Source organism: Pedobacter cryoconitis, from assembly GCF_014207135.1.
Taxonomy (GTDB): Bacteria; Bacteroidota; Bacteroidia; order Sphingobacteriales; family Sphingobacteriaceae; genus Pedobacter; species Pedobacter cryoconitis_D.
The window spans coordinates 173,646-190,461 of sequence record NZ_JACHCC010000014.1 but is presented as its reverse complement, the minus strand read 5'-3'; the positions used below and the strand labels follow the sequence as shown (position 1 = coordinate 190,461).

Here is a 16,816-nt window from a genome sequence, read left to right as displayed (position 1 = left end):
TGTACTTTATAAAATATTTGTGAATAGTATATCCTTCCGATCATTAGAATGAAGGGATACACGGATTTGGGATGATCCGCTTTAACTAAGCGATATTTTATAAAGACAGTAGAATAGATCAAATATATTAAAATTGTTTAGCAGTTAGTGTGGGTTTTGTCGGTAAGTTTATGCAATTAATATTTTAATTTGTTGGTTGTAGAATTTAATAAAAGCCCTTATATAGACACTGCTAAAAAAGTATAATAAAAGCATAGCAATTAGCATAGTGTCCCGGTTTAAATCAATTAAATTACCTATGGTAAAAAAAAGCAGTGCAAAATTTCCAATAAAGAATCCAGTAAAAGCTAAATTGCGTAATGAATTGTCCATGATAGAATATTTGCGATTTTTTGTTTTATTCATCATGATTTTAGTGAAAATGTAAATGCTTACCATCATAAAACAAGCAAAGGTAGCGACTGTCATGGGCTGCATATTAAAAGGAGCACTTTTGCCAGTATAATAAAAACAGATGCACAGTGCCAAAATTGTAAGATTATTTAATATGCCTGGCCACTTAAAAGTATTTACTATTTCTAAGCGAAAAAGCCCCGTATATCTTTTGTTAACTTGTTTTTGATAAAGTTCTTCCTGCTTTTTAATTTCTTTTAAACCTCCTAAGTCATCATTAACAATTTTAGTAACTAATTCAATGCTGTAAACCTCGTCAAGATCTGTAAGAGCGTTTAGAATATGATCGTAAACTTCGTGATAGGTTTCTTTATATTTTGTCGCATCAAAAATATAATCTTTGATTTTCTGATTTTGTTGTGCAGTTAATATCATATTAAATTGCAGGTTTTAGGTTCAACAATAGTTGCAGGTGGGCAATAAAATCTTTAGCCTCTTGTAATTTGTTTACCCTCTCTTTTTGGCCATCTTTTGATAGAGAATAATATTTCCTCAGTCTGTTTTCGATAACCTCAGTTGAGGTTTCAAGTAGACCGCTTGCTTCTAGTTTATGTAAGGTCGGGTATAAAGCACCTTCTTTTAAGATTAATTCTCCTTGTGTAATGGTCTTTACTTTTTGTGTAATCTCATAGCCATACATCCTTTCATTCTCAGCTAAGAGATTAAGGATAATGGTTTGTAGGGTGCCTTTAAATAATTCGTTATTTACCGCCATGATTCAAATATATATAATTCTATATACATCGCGAAATTATGTATATGGAATTAATTTAGAGATAAAGTTCACCTCATAGATGACTAGATTTAATAAAATATTATAATTTTATTAAATGCTTAATAACCTGTCTTACTGGGAAAAGAAAAATTTCTTTAATGCCGATGTGATTATTATTGGTAGTGGAATTGTGGGCGTAAATGCAGCAATCAGTCTTAAGACTGCAAGTCCGCGAACGAGTGTTTTAATCCTGGAAAGAGGTTTTCTACCCTCTGGAGCAAGTACCAAAAATGCAGGTTTTGCATGTTTCGGTAGTATTTCGGAATTGATTGAACAGGAAAAACTGACCGGTACAGATGGACTACATCAATTGATTACCAAAAGATGGAAAGGGCTGCTAAAGCTCAGGAGCCTGCTGGGAGATGAAAATATAGCCTATCAGAATAATGGAGGGTATGAGCTGTTCAGACCCGAACAGCATCTGCTCACAGAAGAATGTCTGGCAAAAATGGGCCATTTTAATTCCCTGATTGAAGATATTGTAGGACAAAAAGATGTTTATGGTGTAGCTCAGGATAAAATTAATGCCTTTGGTTTCAATCATATTGACATGTTGATCGATAACAAGTTAGAAGCTCAGATCGATCCAGGCAAAATGATGAAAATGCTATTGGCAAAAGCAGCAGCTTTAGGCGTTCAGATTTTAAATAATTGTAAGGTACAAGAGATTTTGGCAGATAGGGAGGAAGTTTCCTTAAGAACTGACCAGGGTATTTTTACCAGTAAAAAAGTTTTGCTGACTACCAATGCATTCGTGAATGAATTACTGCCTGATTTACCTGTTGTGCCAGGCCGTGGACAGGTTGTTGTGACCAAACCGATTCAGAACCTTAAGATAAAAGGAACTTTCCATTATGATAAAGGGTATTATTATTTCAGAAACATTGATGACAGGATCCTTTTAGGAGGCGGAAGAAACCTGGATTTTGGAGCTGAAGAAACTACAGCATTCGGAGATACGGTGCTGGTGCAAAATGCACTGTATAATTTACTGAAAGAAGTGATCCTCCCAGAAACGGCTTTTGAAATTGAGCATAAATGGAGTGGGATTATGGCATTCGGGCCTCAGTTCTCTCCGATTATTGAAGAGGTAAAACCAAATGTTTTTTGTGCTGTACGTTGCAATGGAATGGGAATTGCCATGGGAAGTCATACAGGGGAAGAGGCTGCCCATAAAATTTTACAAGTTTTATAATCTATATAGCTATGTTGAAATTATTATCCATGGTTTTCTATTTTTTTGCCCATCATGGCGCCTGGTCATTTGTGATCTTATTATTTGTAGGAATAGGTCTCAGTATCTGGAGACACAAAGTTTTTTATGTGATCATGGGTTTTATCCTGGCGGTGCTCAACGTTTTTACCGGGCAGTTTGTGAATGCTGTTTTTCTGGCTCAATGGGGAACCGAAGGCTCGGCGGTTGTTACACTGGCCACAGAGACCAATTCGAGGTTAAATGATGAGTATATCTGGGATTACGACGTAGTCGTGAAAACTGCAGACGGAAAAGATGTGGTAACTGATTTTTCTACAACAACGGCTTCATTATATCCTATCCGCAATGAAATTCGTATCCCAAATACAGGGGAACGTTTTGTCGTTAGATATATTCCTGGTTTTGAAAAGAACATTGTGATTATGACTGATCAGTCAGCCTATGGTATCAAAAGCAAAATTGCTGAAAATCTAATGCCAGTCAAAAAAGCCGAGGCGCAGTATAACGTGAATCCGGATAATGCAGATTTCCGTAAGGAATATGCGGAGGCGATGCGCAAATTCATCGCAAACCCTGAAAATGCCAGTGATACACAGAATCTCCCAGTTTTTAGGACAACCCTCAATAGATTAGAAACCATTGGTAAAATGCAATCTGTCCGTGAGGGAAGATAGTAACAAGAGTGTGATCATATTCTGATCGGGGCTCGTCTTTTCTTTTGTAAAAATTTATGATATAAACTAAAATCGACATAAGACGATTTTAGTTTATATCATAAATTTCGTATTTTTACTAAACAATTAGAGGTTAGAAATATGTCAGATTTTAAGCTTGAAACTAAGCATGAAAAATATCTTATTACCATAAAGAATCTGAGAGCTAAAAATTTCAGCAATAATCTTCCATTTCTTATTCTTTCAGAAAAGCTTCCAGAAGGACAGGTCTATAAGGAATTTGCTGATGGGCGCATTGAAATTCAGGAAGTCGCATCTGCAGGTAAGAAATTTCGCACTCGTGTTATAAAGGTTCTTAAAGGATTGCAGGCCGACAACGTCCGCAAAGCTTATGGATTACTCTAAACCAACACTCCTGGTTATATCTGGTCCAAATGGCGCAGGTAAGTCTACACACATTCAAACTATGTTGCCTGATGCTTTTGAAGGGATATTTTCTTTTGATAGAGATAATACCAGGGTATTTTTTGAATCGGAATTAGAATCAGAAGGCCTTTCAGAAAATATAAGAGTGACTCATGCTACCCGTATGATGGAAGAAAAGCTTTTTGAAGAAATGAGAAAAGCTATAGCGGTGAAAGAGTATTTTGTTCTGGAAACCCCATTATCTCACCCTGATTATTGGAGGTATATTGATATGTTTGAAACTGCTGGATATCAGGTTCAGCTTAATTATCTTTGTTTAGATAAAGTAGGTGATTGTATTGGTCGGGTTGAGCAGAGAGTCCTTGAGGGTGGGCATATTGTTAGGCCTGATACTATTAAAGGAGTATTTAACGATAACCTTTTGCATATTAATACACAATACCAAACATTTCAAAGACTAGAATTATATGATGGGATGTTAGTGCCAACGTTACTTTGTAGCTTAGAAGATAATATTATTGAATATGTTTCTCCAAAAGCACTAAAGAAAGCCTGGATCAAAAAGGGTTTACCATTGTTATTTACTCGACTTAAATCTTTTTTGGAGAGGTAATAACTCATCTAAAATCAAAATTCTGTATTACAAATAAGCAGGATTGATTTTTTAATATTGTGCTTTTATTAGTATCTATGGAGAAGTTTTTGATACACAATGAGGAATGAACGCTAGATCCATTATTTATGCCTGAATTACTTTTAATGATGGTCTTACTGATCCCGCAGATCGTTGCAGGGATATTAGCCAAGAGTATGGGCAGAAAATTCTGGTTCTGGTTCTTCATCTCATTTTTAATCCCGATTATCTCGCTGGTTGTCTTATTGTGCCTGGATGATAAGGGAGGGGATAAAGGCGGTTATAAATTAGCAGACCACGTCCATAAAGAAGATCCTTCTGACCTGATCTGAAACCTGTTTTATGCTTTCATCAACAAGTCAACCGTAGCATTGGCATCTGTAATAATCGATGTCGGATAATCATTGATCTCCAGAATCCGGATTGCATTTCTTGTCTTTAATGGCCCTTTTTTGATGGTATGATCGAAAATAAGCTCTTCTTCGGCAATAGTTTCAGTAAAATGGTAAAGATCATAGGATGTATGCAACAGATCGTTTAATTCCGTATCATGTGTGGAGACAAAAACGAGATTATTACCTGTTGCCAGATAGGAGAGGATTGCCTTACCGGCTGACACCCTTTCAATCGTATTCGTCCCTTTAAAGATTTCATCAAGGATAAAGAAACAAGGTTCTTTGCTAGTAGATTCGGCAATGAAATTCTTAATGATCCGCATCTCTTCAAAATAATAACTCTTTTCTTCCAGCAAACTATCAGAGATGGTAATAGAAGAAAATATTTTAGCATAAGGCATGGCAAACTTGCTGGCCGTACAGGTAAACAAAGTTTGCGCTAAGATCATATTAATCCCCACCGATCTGATAAAAGTTGTTTTACCCGACATATTAGAGCCTGTAAGCAACAAATTTTTATGTTCAAGCTGAAGATCGTTCGGTACACAGTTTACAATCAGCGGGTGTCTCAGGCCGGTAATTTCCATGCAATTATCAGGGCTGAAAACCGGTTTGCAATAATCGTCTCCCAATGATGCTCTTAAAGAAGCTACTGAAACACTACTGTCCACTATACCTACAAACTTAAAAAGCCTTTTCAGTGGTTCCCTTTGTGCGGTTAATGAATCAATAATAGAATAGAAAAGGATCATTTCGACATTAAAGGCTATTTTTAGTAGTTCAAAGAGCATATAACCGATCATCACCATATCAGCTTCTGCCAGGTTATCCAGTTTTACCCCCAGCATTTTTCTTTTCAATGGGGTCAGTTCCTTCAGTAAACCGGCTGTTTCAGGAAACTGGGCAGCGATTTTGGGATCTGCATCCAGTTTCTTAGCCGTGTCAAATACTTTGAGAAATTCACCTAATGATGCAGTATGTACACTTACATTGTTTTTATTCCAGTAATGAATAAATGAATTGATAATGAAGATGGCAAAAAATACAATAAGAACCTTCAGCTGAAAGATAGCGATAAAAAGACAGGCGACGTTGAGTGCAGAGAGTAGATAAACAATAGGCATGAATGACGGGCGTGCTACCTTTTTGGCATAAACAAGGTCCTGGAAATAATAGGAGTCATTTTTTTGCAGTTTCATTAGTGTGAGCTGCGTATTCATTCTTAATTCCTCATCGGCGGTAATGATATCGGCGAATGCATCCTGGATAAGCAGATCAGTCTTTTCTTTATCAATTGTCCTTAATCTCGCATATAAAAATTGCTGGCCGACTTTAGATATCGTACGGTCAATCAGCTTAAAAACATCATTGATATACAAATCATCGGCTATTTTATCAGAGATCAACTGTAATTTATCAGCAGATTCAGTAATCGTATTCAAAAAATAGTTTTCTATCGAGTCGAAATCGAAATACCTGCTGTTTTTGGCCGTTCCCCAATCCCTGCGAAGCTCTTCCCGCTGCATTTTTACAGAGAAGTTCTTTTTAAACAGGTACACGATGAAGTAAACGCAGAATAATGCAAGAAGGATATAGGCCAGAATCAGCATGGGTAAAAGATGATAATATGAAAAGATGCGAAATTTAAATAAAAAATAAATAAAAGAGGTTAAGTATCTCTTTTGTGGCAGAAATCCTGGTCGGGTTGTATAATCTGATGATTAAATTATGAGAGTTTGTTTAAAATGCATCTGCTCATTTGTTTATAGCTTAAAAATAAGCTATAAACAATTTGAGCATCTAAATTTAAACAAACTCTAACATTTTCTTTATATAAGGGCTGTATGTTTGTGCCAGTAAAATATTTGGTTAGTATTTTCTAGTTAAGGTTTAGTTGAAAAAAAAATACCCGGGTGGATGTCCGGGTATTTTTTTTGAAAAATATTTCGTGAAACTATAGGAAAGCTCAAATTCTTTGATACATTTGTAGTGTACTAATGAACTAATACACTATAGCATGATCAAAATATCTGACTTAACCTTTGGCTACAGTAAAAAAGCATTATTGTTCAAAAACCTGAATTTGGAATTGGAGGCTGGCCATATCTATGGCTTGTTAGGGAAGAATGGAGCAGGAAAGTCAACATTGCTTAAAAATCTGGCCGGACTCGTTTATCCCTTGCAGGGAAATTGTATCTTAAAGGGATACAGTGCTGCTGATCGTTTACCTTCCTTTTTACAGGAGCTCTTCTTTATTGCAGAAGAGCTGTATATGCCGGCGATTACTGCTGAGCAGTATATGGAGAGCACCAGTAAATTCTATCCCAATTTTAATATTGCGCAATTCAGGAAAATGCTGAAGGAGTTTGAAGTCCCTTCGCATAAATTATTAAGCAGTCTGTCATTTGGACAGCAGAAGAAGTTTATGATCTCATTTGGACTGGCAGCCAATACAGCCTTACTGATCATGGATGAACCGACTAATGGTCTGGATATTCCATCCAAAGTGCAGTTCCGTAAAATTATAGCTTCTGCGTTGACGGAGGAGAGATGTATTATTATCTCGACACATCAGGTCCGGGATCTGGACAGTTTAATAGATACTCTGCTGGTTTTACATGAACAGGAGATCGTGCTCAATACTTCTTTAGATCAGATTGCGGAAAGGATCCAGTTTACCACTGCTTCACATGCCAATGCAGCTCAGATCTTATATGTAGAACAGGAAATGATTGGAGCAAATACAATCAGTGTGAACAGCTCAGAGAATTATGGTAAAGTAGACATGGAGATTCTCTTTAACGCAATCACTTCAGGTCATCAATCAATTATTGACGTTTTAAACTAGATCGATATGAACAATATATTTAATATGAAGCGGTTTGTGATGCTGCTGAGCAAACAAAGCAAAGAACATTACAAAACTTATTTAATGTCAACGGCTGTATTGTGTGGAATCATAGCACTGGCTTTAGGGTTTACGGCCTCTATCAATAATGGAGAATTAGGAGAGACAGCGCAGTTTGCATTTTTTACAAACTTCCTGATTATCGCCGGAACAATTTTTACCAGTATGATATTTTCAGATCTGGGGGATAAAAAGAAAGCGATGCCCATATTAACCCTCCCTGTATCTCACTTAGAAAGATATTTAGTGATCTGGTTGTACTCTTTTGTATTTTTCCTGATCGTTTTCTTAACCAGTTTTTATGTGATCGATATAGTCATTCTGCGCATAGGAGATAGTTATCATTTGGAGAAGAATAAAGTACTGAACATTTTTGGGCCTGAAAACAGAAATTACATTGTGTTTCTGACATTCATTTTCTTAAACTCAGTTTCATTTCTGGGAGCTATATTCTTTAACAAGCTGCATTTTATTAAAACGACTTTCCTGTTTTTCATCTTTATGATTGCACTTACCCTGATTAATCAGCCTTTGATCAGACTGATACTGGATGCTGATGTCAAACATCCGGTACCGTTTCAGCAGGTGAATTTTATAGAAAACGGGAAGTTTTTTAATCTGACTGCAGAAGGGCCGGGAAAGATCATTATGATCGTAATGGTCTTAACAGTTACTTTTTTATTGTGGACAGCAGCATTTTATAAGCTGAAAGAAAAACAAGTATAAGATGGAATTCAGAGAAAACGAAGCTATTTATTTGCAAATAGCAGCCTATATAGGAGATCATATACTCATGGGGACATGGGTATTGAATGAAAAGATCCCTTCAGTGAGAGAGCTGGCCGTGAGTTTACAGGTAAATCCGAATACCGTGATGCGCTCTTACGAGTTTTTGCAAGGGATAGAAATTATTATGAATAAAAGAGGGATTGGTTTTTTTGTAATGCCCGATGCGAAAGAGAAAATGACAGCTTACCGGAAAGAAAGATTCCTTGGACAGGAGCTGCCCGAGTTTTTTAGAAACCTGGATCTGCTGGATATCAGCATCGACGAAATTAAACAACGTTTTGAAACCTTCACCGTAGAAAAAAATCAATCTGAACAATTATGAAAACAAGCACCATGCTGATTATAGCAGCGATATTAGTCATTCTGGGCTGTTTGACAGTCTATAATTATAAAATTAAAGAAGTTTATCTGACCAGAGAATACAGGAGTCCTTTCAGGGGGATGGAGTTTACCCCTTTAAACGGAATTGAGAAGTTAAACCTGAAAATAGGGGATAATATTAACGTCGAAGTGAAATACGGAGAGAAAGAAGGAATATGGATTGACAAAGACATTAAAGAAAAGATCTCGTTAAAGATAACTGGTCAAACGCTTAATCTGGGACTTGTTCCTAAAAAAGAGGGTGATGAACCGATAGGGTATGGGAATATTATTTTGTTTACCAGGAAATTAAATGCTGTATCTTCATTTTCATACGATGTACCAAAAGCACCTAACCGTTATGACCATCTTGACCAAATGGCTATAAGTGGTTATAAAACGGATCACCTGAATTTAAATATAGGATTTAACACCAGTATCTCACTTCGCAATATGGAACTCAGAAAGCTGGATGCGAATGTAGGGGATAAAAGATACGGAGATGCCGAACTTATACTCTCTTCCGACACCAGGATTGATACTGCACTGCTGAACGTTCCCGGTAAAAGCAAACTAAGTTTATTTGATCCCAAAATTGTAAAGACAAGTTATAACCTGTCAGATAGTGCCAGTGTTTTTCTGAATGGAAAAGTAGCTAAAATGCTCAGATAACTGAATTTTTATTTTAGTAAATAACCCGCTCCTGATTCAGGCTGCGGGTTTTTTAATACCCTTTTTTCTTAGAGGTTTAAAATTGTATCTGATTGTGAATCCTTGTTTAAGGGTCGTTTAATGGTCATTTGTTTGTTTTTTTTATATTAATACTACTAATTCTATCTAGAATATATATCTTTGAAACCGAAGACCTTAAAACGCCTTTAAAACAAAACAATCCTTAACCAAGATTTATTGACATGCAAAGTTTTAGAACGGAGCTGGAGAACCCGGTAGTAGAAAAAGATATCATAGATCTTGAACAAAAGATCCGTGCCTTTCGTGAGGGAAAAATACACGATGAAAAATTCCGCAGTCTGCGGTTGGCGCGTGGCGTATATGGTCAGCGGCAGCCGGGGGTACAGATGGTGCGTATTAAACTGCCATTTGGAAAAGTAACTTTTAAACAATTACTGCGTATTGCTGATGTTTCTGATGAATACGGAAGCGGAAACCTGCATTTAACAACCAGACAGGATATTCAGATTCATTATGTGAGCCTGGACCGTACACCCGAGCTTTGGGCAGAACTGGAACGTGATGATATCACTTTGCGTGAAGCCTGCGGTAATACAGTCAGAAATGTAACTTCATCTCCTGATGCAGGGATTAATCCCGAAGAACTTTTCGATGTTTCTCCTTACGCACAGGCCGTATTTAAATATTTTTTACGTAATCCGATCTGTCAGGAAATGGGACGGAAGATCAAAATCTCTTTCTCATCAACAGAAAAAGATACTGCTTTCAGTTACATTCATGATTTAGGGTTCATCCCAAAACTTAACGAAAAAGGAGACCGCGGTTTTAAGGTTATGTTTGCCGGTGGATTAGGGGCACAGCCGTTCCTGGCCAGTGTAGTACATGAATTTCTTCCCGAAGATCAGTTAATTCCTTATGCCGAATCAGTACTGAGGGTTTTTGACCGTCACGGAGAAAGAACCAACAGAAATAAAGCAAGATTAAAATATTTGGTTCAGAAACTTGGACTGGAAGAAGTAACCCGCCTGATTGCAGAAGAAGTAACAGCGAATAAATCAAAAACTTTTGCGGTAGACCTGGGAACTGTACCCTTACCTCAGTTCCCGGCGGTGTTGAAGCCTTCTGATTTGCGTCCTGCTGATGAAAATCATTATCAGCGCTGGTTAGCGACCAATGTATTTGCACAGAAACAAAGTGGTTTTTACGGCGTATACATCAAAGTTCCGGTAGGTGATATCAAAACTGACAAGGCCAGGGTGTTCGTAGAAGCTATACGTCCTTACGTTGCAGACGAAATCAGGATTACACAAAACCAGGGTTTATTATTGAAATTTGTCAGGGAAGAAGCCCTGATCCCACTATATAGTGCTTTAAATGAACTGAACTTTGCTGTTCCGGGATTTGATAGTGTAAGTGATATTACAACCTGTCCTGGTACGGATACCTGTAACCTGGGAATTGCCAATAGCATGTCGCTTGCCGCAGTACTGGAAGGAGTTATCGAAGAAGAGTATCCGGATCTGATTTATGATAAAGATATTAAGATCAAAATAAGCGGCTGTATGAATTCATGTGGTCAGCATGGTCTGGCTCATATTGGATTTCATGGAAGTTCTGTGAAAGCCAATGGTAAAGTTGTACCTGCTGTACAGGTCATGATTGGCGGTGGAACAGTAGGAGATGGTGTCGGAAGAGTAGCAGAGCGCGTCATTAAGGCTCCTACAAAACGTGCACCGGCTATTTTACGTACGGTACTTGATGATTATAGCAGTAATTCTGGGGCGGACGAAAGTTTTCACCAGTATTATGATGTAAAAGGCAAGGACTATTTTTATCAGTTGTTGAAACCACTGGCAGACCTCACTGCACTGAAAGATGAAGAATATGTGGATTGGGGACATGAAGAAACCTTTATCACCGCTATTGGTGTGGGGGAATGTGCCGGAGTGGTAATCGACCTGGTGGCAACTTTACTGCTCGAAGGAGAAGAAAAACTATTATGGGCAGAATCTGCCTATGAAGGAAATGCCTGGTCTGATGCGATTTACCACTCTTATAGTGTGTTCGTGAATACAGCAAAGGCCTTATTATTAGATAAAAATATTAATAGCAGCACACAGGTTGGTGTGATCAGAGAATTTGATACGAATTTCGTTGAAACCGGGGAGGTGATTTTGCCTTCTACTTTTAATGAACTGGTTCTTCAGATCAATAAAAATGAGCCTACAGAAGAATTTGCAACAGCATATTTGACTCAGGCTGCAAAATTTTACCAGGAAATGAGAGCGAAAAGGGAGGCGCAGGTCAATGAAAAATAATTCAGGAACAAAAAATAGAAGAGAACCCAGGATAACACTCGTGGGTGCTGGTCCGGGAGATCCAGAACTGATTACCATGAAAGGTGCAAATGCATTGAAAGATGCTGATGTTATTTTATACGATGCACTGGTTGATGAAAGAATACTGAATTATGCTTCGGCCGGTGTGATCAAAGTTTATGTCGGAAAACGTTCTGGTGAACATTCTTATTCACAGGATGCGATCAATAAACTGATGGTTGATTATGCACTGAATTACGGGCATGTTGTCCGTTTAAAAGGCGGAGATCCATTTGTATTTGGCAGAGGATATGAAGAACTCAATTTTGCTGCAGGATATAATATCCCGGCGCAAATGATTCCTGGTCTTTCCAGTTCTATTTCTGTACCAGGCTTGCAGCAAATCCCGGTTACGCACCGCGGATTAAGCGAAAGCTTCTGGGTAGTTACCGGATCTACAGCTTCTGGTGCGATTTCTAATGATTTGTATGAAGCTGTACGGACAAAGGCTACAGTTGTGGTATTAATGGGATTGAACAAACTGAAGGAAATTGTTAAATTGTATAAACAGGAAGGGAAACATAAACTCCCGGTTGCGGTGATACAAAGTGGTTCTACTGAAGGAGAGAAACTGGCTATAGGAATAGTAGATACCATTGAAGAAGTGGTTTTGGAAAAAGGGATAGGTGCTCCTGCCATTCTGGTCTTTGGCGAAGTAGTTTCCCTGCATCCCCAGTTCCAGCCAATCAAAGATTTTTTTGCAGCAATTAAGGAAGAATTATAATCAGAAGAAGCATTGGAAGGTAATCAGCTATTTCCCGTATTTTTAAAACTGAACCAATTGCGGACAGTGATTATCGGAGCAGGTCCTGTAGGATTTGAAAAGTTAAATGCAGTTCTTCAGCAAAGCGAACAGGCTGGAATTACAGTTATTGCTGAAGAGATTTCGGAAGATGTTGCAGCACTGGCCAGCCGTTTGCCACAGGTAAAACTGTTGCATAAAACTTATGCTGCGGCCGATTTACAGGAGGCTGACCTGGTTATTGCAGCGACCAATAATAATGTCTTGAATGAGCAGATTATCCATGATGCCCATGCTTTGAAATTATTGGTTAATGTGGCCGACAAACCCGAGTATTGTGATTTCTATCTGGGTTCCATTGTTAAAAAGGGGGATCTGAAAATAGCGATCTCTACCAATGGCAAATCACCTACTATTGCTAAAAGATTAAAAGAATTGTTTAATGATAACTTACCGGGAGAACTGGATATTACCCTACAGCAAATGAGTAAATTCCGTAATACTTTAAATGGAGATTTCAGTTCGAAAGTTAAGCAATTGAATGAGGTGAGTGCTGTACTGGTTGAGCCTGCCGCACAGAAAACACCATTCCCGAAATTCAGGTGGCTGATCTGGCTGACGATTGTTTTATCAATTGGTATCCTGATTGCCGTTTTCTGGCAGCGCGAACCTGAGTTTCAGGCTTATGTTTCGGCAATCAATCCTGTCTTTTACTGGTTTTTAATTGGAGGGTTTATTTTTGCGATGATAGACGGGGCTATCGGGATGTCTTATGGTGTAACCTCAACAGCTTTTTCTCTTTCCATGGGGATTCCGCCTGCTTCGGCCAGTATGGGTGTCCATCTGTCAGAAGTTTTGAGTAACGGAATCGCCGGATGGATGCATTACCGGATGGGAAATGTCAATTGGAAATTATTCAAATTGCTGATTATCCCAGGTATCCTGGGAGCTGTGACCGGGGCCTATCTTTTGTCTTCACTCGAGCATTATAGTGCCTATACCAAACCACTGGTTTCTTTCTATACCTTAATCCTTGGAGGGGTAATCCTTTCCAAAGCATTTAATGTGTCTAAAAAGAGAGCAGGAGGTAAGATTAAGAAGATCTCTTTACTTGGCCTTTTTGGCGGTTTTATTGATGCTGTAGGCGGCGGAGGATGGGGATCTATCGTATTATCCAGCCTGATTGCCGGGGGCAGAAATGCCAGGTTCTCGTTGGGGACAGTTAAACTAACCAGGTTTTTTATTGCACTGATGAGCTCTCTGACCTTTATCACGATGTTGAAATCGGCGCATTGGGAAGCTGTAGCCGGGCTGGTTATCGGCAGTGCCCTGGCATCACCAATTGCCGCGAAGGTTTCTAACAGGATTTCTGTGAAGAGTATCATGGTGGCTGTCGGTTTTATCGTCATCCTGGTGAGTTTAAGAAGTATTGTTATGTTTATGATTAAAGTATTATAGAAATGAAAGCATACCTGGAAGAGATAGCAGAGCAGATCAAAGACCTGGGCCCTATAGAGGCACTGGCTTTTCTTGCCAAAGCTTTCCCCGGACAAATTACCTTTTCTACAAGTTTTGGCTGGGAAGATCAGGTGATTACTGATCTGATATTTGCCAATGACCTGCCTGTTAAGGTTTTTACGCTGGAAACTGGAAGATTATTTCCTGAAACCTATTACGTGTGGAACAGGACACTGGAAAATTACCAGAAACCTATTCATGCTTATCACCCTGATGCGGCTGCGCTCGAAGAGCTGATTTCTGCAAAAGGGCCAAACAGTTTCTATGAATCTGTAGAAAACCGGAAAGAATGTTGTTATATTCGAAAGATAGTTCCTTTAAAAAGAGCTTTGAAAGGAAATAAATGCTGGGTAACCGGTATCCGGGCAGAGCAGTCTTTAAACCGGACTGATATGTCAAACCTGGAGTGGGATGAAGAAAACCAGCTGATTAAATTTCATCCGATTTTCTACTGGAGCCTGGAAGAAGTTAAAGCATATATTAAAAAGAACAATATCGTATACAATACGCTTCATGACAGAGGATTTCCCAGCATCGGTTGTGCGCCCTGTACCAGAGCGGTTCAGGAAGGAGAAGATTTCCGGGCCGGAAGATGGTGGTGGGAAGATCAGTCAAAGAAAGAATGTGGTTTGCATGCCACAAAATAACCAGAAACACATGAGTAAATATAATTTAGATTATTTAGACGAATTAGAAGCAGAGGCTATACATATTCTGCGTGAGGTAGCGGGGCAGTTTGAAAAACCTGCACTGCTGTTCTCTGGGGGAAAAGATTCTATTACTTTGGTCAGACTGGCTGAAAAGGCTTTCCGTCCGGGTAAATTTCCATTTCCGCTTGTTCATATTGATACCGGACATAACTTTGAAGAAACGATTACCTATCGCGACCAGCTGGTAGAACGTCTGGGCGAAAAACTCATTGTGGGTTATGTGCAGGAGTCTATAGACAATGGTAAGGTCATTGAGCAGAAAGGTAAAAATGCAAGCAGGAATGCTTTACAGACAGTCACTTTACTGGATACCATCGCGAAACACGGCTTTGATGCCTGTATCGGTGGCGCCAGAAGGGATGAGGAAAAAGCAAGGGCTAAAGAAAGAATTTTTTCTGTAAGAGATGAATTTGGTTCCTGGGACCCTAAACGTCAGCGCCCTGAATTATGGAATATCTACAACGGCAGAATTCACAAAGGTGAAAATGTAAGAGTATTTCCAATCAGTAACTGGACTGAGCTGGATGTATGGAACTATATCCGCAGAGAAAACATGGATCTGCCCTCTATTTATTTTGCACACAACAGAGATTGTATTACCCGGAATGGTCAGCTGATGGCTGCCTCTCCGTTCCTGAATATGGATGAGGATGACGTAGTGACTCACCGCAAGGTCAGGTTCCGTACGGTAGGAGATATGAGTTGTACCGCAGCTGTAGAATCAGAAGCTGATCTGATTGATGATATTATAGATGAAATCAGCGCATCAAAAATAAGTGAACGTGGTGCCCGCCTGGACGATAAAGTGTCTGAAGCAGCGATGGAAGACCGCAAAAAAGGAGGATACTTTTAATGAATATACTTAAGTTTTTTACAGCAGGAAGTGTCGATGACGGGAAAAGTACCCTGATCGGCAGATTATTATATGATACAAACTCTATTCTTGCCGATCAGCTGGAGGCCTTACAACAGTCAAACCGTAAAAATGATGACGGTACCATTGACCTGGCTATTTTAACTGACGGATTACGCGCAGAAAGAGAGCAGGGGATTACCATTGATGTGGCTTATAAGTATTTTCAGACAGCAAAAAGAAAATTTATTATAGCTGATACACCTGGTCATATCCAGTACACGCGTAACATGGTTACTGGTGCTTCTACGGCGAATCTGGCTATTATCCTGGTAGATGCAAGAAATGGGGTGGTAGAACAAACCATCAGGCATTCTTATCTGGTATCTTTACTGGGGGTGAGCCACGTAGTGATCTGTGTCAATAAAATGGACATGGAAGGCTACAGTGAAGAAGTGTTTAACACGATCACTGAAAAGTATAAAAAAATGGCTGCCAAGCTGAATCTGCAGGATATTACCTTTATCCCTGTAAGTGCTTTGAAAGGGGATAATATTGTTCATCCTTCAGCGCACATGCCCTGGTATAAAGGGGACAGCCTGCTGGATTTCCTGGAGACAGTGGAAGTAAACAGCAGCCAGACATCCACTTTTGCGCGTATGCCTGTACAATGGGTGATCCGTCCGCAAACAGATGCTTTGCATGATTACAGAGGGTATGCCGGCAGAGTCCTGAGTGGTGCTTTTAAAGTGAATGACAGGGTAACTGTATTACCTTCGGGAAGCAGTTCTGTGATTGAAAAAATTGAAGTATTTGATCAGGCGCCTGAGGAAGTGACAGCGGGTATGTCTGTGACTTTACATCTGAAAGATAATATCGATATCAGCAGGGGAGATGTACTGGTAAATTCCAGTCACCTTCCACAGCGGTCCCAATTGATAGAGGCCGATTTGTGCTGGATGGATAACAAGCCAATGGATGATTCCATTACTTATTTCTTACAGCACAACAGTAAGGTCACTAAGTGTAAAATCAGAGAGATCCTGCATAAGGTAAATATCAATACGCTGGAAAAAGAGGATACACATGAGTTTAAATTAAACGATATAGGTCGTGTGGTGATTAAAACAGCAGATGAACTGGCTTTTGATCTGTATACAGAAAATAAGGCTAACGGATCTGCAATATTAATTGACGGACGTACCAACCTGACTGTGGGTGCACTGATGTTCAGAGCAATCGTGGAATAAGTCTTTTCTTTTTAAAAACAGTAATGCCCTTTTCTGCCGGCT

The 16,816-nt window shown here is 39.0% G+C and carries 18 protein-coding genes; 15 read left to right on the top strand and 3 right to left on the bottom strand.

Annotated features, from left to right (window positions below; translation table 11 throughout):
- Positions 1–168 precede the first annotated feature (168 nt).
- Positions 169–828 carry a hypothetical protein gene (locus HDF25_RS23435; protein ID WP_184628836.1) on the bottom strand — a complete coding sequence of 220 codons (660 nt, stop codon included), beginning with the start codon at positions 826–828 and terminating at the stop codon, positions 169–171.
- Between the two features lies 1 nt (position 829).
- Positions 830–1,168 (bottom strand): PadR family transcriptional regulator, encoded by a 339-nt coding sequence (locus tag HDF25_RS23430; protein WP_184628835.1) that lies wholly within the window; start codon positions 1,166–1,168, stop codon positions 830–832.
- A gap of 115 nt (positions 1,169–1,283) precedes the next feature.
- Here HDF25_RS23430 and HDF25_RS23425 point away from each other — a divergent pair, with 115 nt between their 5' ends.
- The 5 genes from HDF25_RS23425 (at position 1,284) to HDF25_RS23405 (ending at position 4,510) form a co-directional block, all read left to right on the top strand.
- A complete protein-coding gene (locus tag HDF25_RS23425; protein ID WP_184628834.1) occupies positions 1,284–2,423 on the top strand; it encodes an NAD(P)/FAD-dependent oxidoreductase in 1,140 nt (379 codons plus the stop codon).
- Positions 2,424–2,434: 11 nt separating this feature from the next.
- On the top strand, positions 2,435–3,118 hold the full coding sequence (locus tag HDF25_RS23420; RefSeq protein ID WP_184628833.1) for a hypothetical protein: 684 nt from the start codon (positions 2,435–2,437) through the stop codon (positions 3,116–3,118).
- A gap of 141 nt (positions 3,119–3,259) precedes the next feature.
- Positions 3,260–3,523 carry a hypothetical protein gene (locus tag HDF25_RS23415; protein ID WP_184628832.1) on the top strand — a complete coding sequence of 88 codons (264 nt, stop codon included), beginning with the start codon at positions 3,260–3,262 and terminating at the stop codon, positions 3,521–3,523.
- On the top strand, positions 3,510–4,157 hold the full coding sequence (locus HDF25_RS23410; protein ID WP_184628831.1) for a zeta toxin family protein: 648 nt from the start codon (positions 3,510–3,512) through the stop codon (positions 4,155–4,157). Before HDF25_RS23415 ends, HDF25_RS23410 begins: the two co-directional genes overlap by 14 nt.
- 128 nt (positions 4,158–4,285) lie before the next feature.
- Positions 4,286–4,510, top strand: a complete 225-nt coding sequence (locus tag HDF25_RS23405) for a hypothetical protein (RefSeq protein ID WP_184628830.1) — start codon at positions 4,286–4,288, stop codon at positions 4,508–4,510.
- 8 nt (positions 4,511–4,518) lie between these two features.
- Here HDF25_RS23405 and HDF25_RS23400 read toward each other — a convergent pair whose 3' ends face one another.
- Entirely contained in the window at positions 4,519–6,183 is a 1,665-nt protein-coding gene (locus HDF25_RS23400; RefSeq protein WP_184628829.1) for a MutS-related protein, read from the bottom strand.
- Between the two features lie 407 nt (positions 6,184–6,590).
- On the opposite strand from HDF25_RS23400, the gene HDF25_RS23395 reads away from it, so the two are divergent.
- The 10 genes from HDF25_RS23395 to HDF25_RS23350 all read left to right on the top strand — a co-directional run bounded on the left by HDF25_RS23395 (position 6,591) and on the right by HDF25_RS23350 (position 16,774).
- Positions 6,591–7,421: an ATP-binding cassette domain-containing protein gene (locus HDF25_RS23395; RefSeq protein WP_184628828.1), complete on the top strand. Its 831-nt coding sequence runs from the start codon at positions 6,591–6,593 to the stop codon at positions 7,419–7,421.
- Positions 7,422–7,427: 6 nt separating this feature from the next.
- Entirely contained in the window at positions 7,428–8,207 is a 780-nt protein-coding gene (locus HDF25_RS23390) for a hypothetical protein (RefSeq protein WP_184628827.1), read from the top strand.
- 1 nt (position 8,208) lies between these two features.
- Positions 8,209–8,592: a GntR family transcriptional regulator gene (locus tag HDF25_RS23385; protein ID WP_184628826.1), complete on the top strand. Its 384-nt coding sequence runs from the start codon at positions 8,209–8,211 to the stop codon at positions 8,590–8,592.
- On the top strand, positions 8,589–9,302 hold the full coding sequence (locus HDF25_RS23380; protein ID WP_184628825.1) for a hypothetical protein: 714 nt from the start codon (positions 8,589–8,591) through the stop codon (positions 9,300–9,302). Before HDF25_RS23385 ends, HDF25_RS23380 begins: the two co-directional genes overlap by 4 nt.
- A 242-nt stretch (positions 9,303–9,544) precedes the next feature.
- A complete protein-coding gene (locus HDF25_RS23375; RefSeq protein WP_184628824.1) occupies positions 9,545–11,641 on the top strand; it encodes a HEPN domain-containing protein in 2,097 nt (698 codons plus the stop codon).
- Entirely contained in the window at positions 11,631–12,425 is a 795-nt protein-coding gene (cobA, locus tag HDF25_RS23370; protein WP_184628823.1) for a uroporphyrinogen-III C-methyltransferase, read from the top strand. The genes HDF25_RS23375 and cobA overlap by 11 nt, the downstream gene beginning before the upstream one ends.
- A 12-nt stretch (positions 12,426–12,437) precedes the next feature.
- Entirely contained in the window at positions 12,438–13,901 is a 1,464-nt protein-coding gene (locus tag HDF25_RS23365; RefSeq protein ID WP_184628822.1) for a TSUP family transporter, read from the top strand.
- 2 nt (positions 13,902–13,903) lie between these two features.
- Positions 13,904–14,608: a phosphoadenylyl-sulfate reductase gene (locus tag HDF25_RS23360; RefSeq protein WP_184628821.1), complete on the top strand. Its 705-nt coding sequence runs from the start codon at positions 13,904–13,906 to the stop codon at positions 14,606–14,608.
- A gap of 10 nt (positions 14,609–14,618) precedes the next feature.
- Positions 14,619–15,524 carry a sulfate adenylyltransferase subunit CysD gene (gene cysD / locus HDF25_RS23355; RefSeq protein ID WP_260409451.1) on the top strand — a complete coding sequence of 302 codons (906 nt, stop codon included), beginning with the start codon at positions 14,619–14,621 and terminating at the stop codon, positions 15,522–15,524.
- Positions 15,524–16,774, top strand: a complete 1,251-nt coding sequence (locus HDF25_RS23350; RefSeq protein WP_184628820.1) for a sulfate adenylyltransferase subunit 1 — start codon at positions 15,524–15,526, stop codon at positions 16,772–16,774. Before cysD ends, HDF25_RS23350 begins: the two co-directional genes overlap by 1 nt.
- Positions 16,775–16,816 lie beyond the last annotated feature (42 nt).

Excerpts from the sequence above, each read along its gene's own strand:
- HDF25_RS23395 (WP_184628828.1), top strand. The coding sequence starts at position 6,591 with ATGATCAAAATATCTGACTTAACCTTTGGCTACAGTAAAAAAGCATTA.
- HDF25_RS23415 (WP_184628832.1), top strand. The coding sequence starts at position 3,260 with ATGTCAGATTTTAAGCTTGAAACTAAGCATGAAAAATATCTTATTACC.
- HDF25_RS23400 (WP_184628829.1), bottom strand. The coding sequence starts at position 6,183 with ATGCTGATTCTGGCCTATATCCTTCTTGCATTATTCTGCGTTTACTTC.
- HDF25_RS23420 (WP_184628833.1), top strand. The coding sequence starts at position 2,435 with ATGTTGAAATTATTATCCATGGTTTTCTATTTTTTTGCCCATCATGGC.
- HDF25_RS23380 (WP_184628825.1), top strand. The coding sequence starts at position 8,589 with ATGAAAACAAGCACCATGCTGATTATAGCAGCGATATTAGTCATTCTG.
- cysD (WP_260409451.1), top strand. The coding sequence starts at position 14,619 with ATGAGTAAATATAATTTAGATTATTTAGACGAATTAGAAGCAGAGGCT.
- HDF25_RS23350 (WP_184628820.1), top strand. The coding sequence starts at position 15,524 with ATGAATATACTTAAGTTTTTTACAGCAGGAAGTGTCGATGACGGGAAA.
- HDF25_RS23430 (WP_184628835.1), bottom strand. The coding sequence starts at position 1,168 with ATGGCGGTAAATAACGAATTATTTAAAGGCACCCTACAAACCATTATC.
- HDF25_RS23360 (WP_184628821.1), top strand. The coding sequence starts at position 13,904 with ATGAAAGCATACCTGGAAGAGATAGCAGAGCAGATCAAAGACCTGGGC.
- HDF25_RS23385 (WP_184628826.1), top strand. The coding sequence starts at position 8,209 with ATGGAATTCAGAGAAAACGAAGCTATTTATTTGCAAATAGCAGCCTAT.
- HDF25_RS23390 (WP_184628827.1), top strand. The coding sequence starts at position 7,428 with ATGAACAATATATTTAATATGAAGCGGTTTGTGATGCTGCTGAGCAAA.
- HDF25_RS23410 (WP_184628831.1), top strand. The coding sequence starts at position 3,510 with ATGGATTACTCTAAACCAACACTCCTGGTTATATCTGGTCCAAATGGC.
- cobA (WP_184628823.1), top strand. The coding sequence starts at position 11,631 with ATGAAAAATAATTCAGGAACAAAAAATAGAAGAGAACCCAGGATAACA.
- HDF25_RS23425 (WP_184628834.1), top strand. The coding sequence starts at position 1,284 with ATGCTTAATAACCTGTCTTACTGGGAAAAGAAAAATTTCTTTAATGCC.
- HDF25_RS23405 (WP_184628830.1), top strand. The coding sequence starts at position 4,286 with ATGCCTGAATTACTTTTAATGATGGTCTTACTGATCCCGCAGATCGTT.
- HDF25_RS23435 (WP_184628836.1), bottom strand. The coding sequence starts at position 828 with ATGATATTAACTGCACAACAAAATCAGAAAATCAAAGATTATATTTTT.
- HDF25_RS23375 (WP_184628824.1), top strand. The coding sequence starts at position 9,545 with ATGCAAAGTTTTAGAACGGAGCTGGAGAACCCGGTAGTAGAAAAAGAT.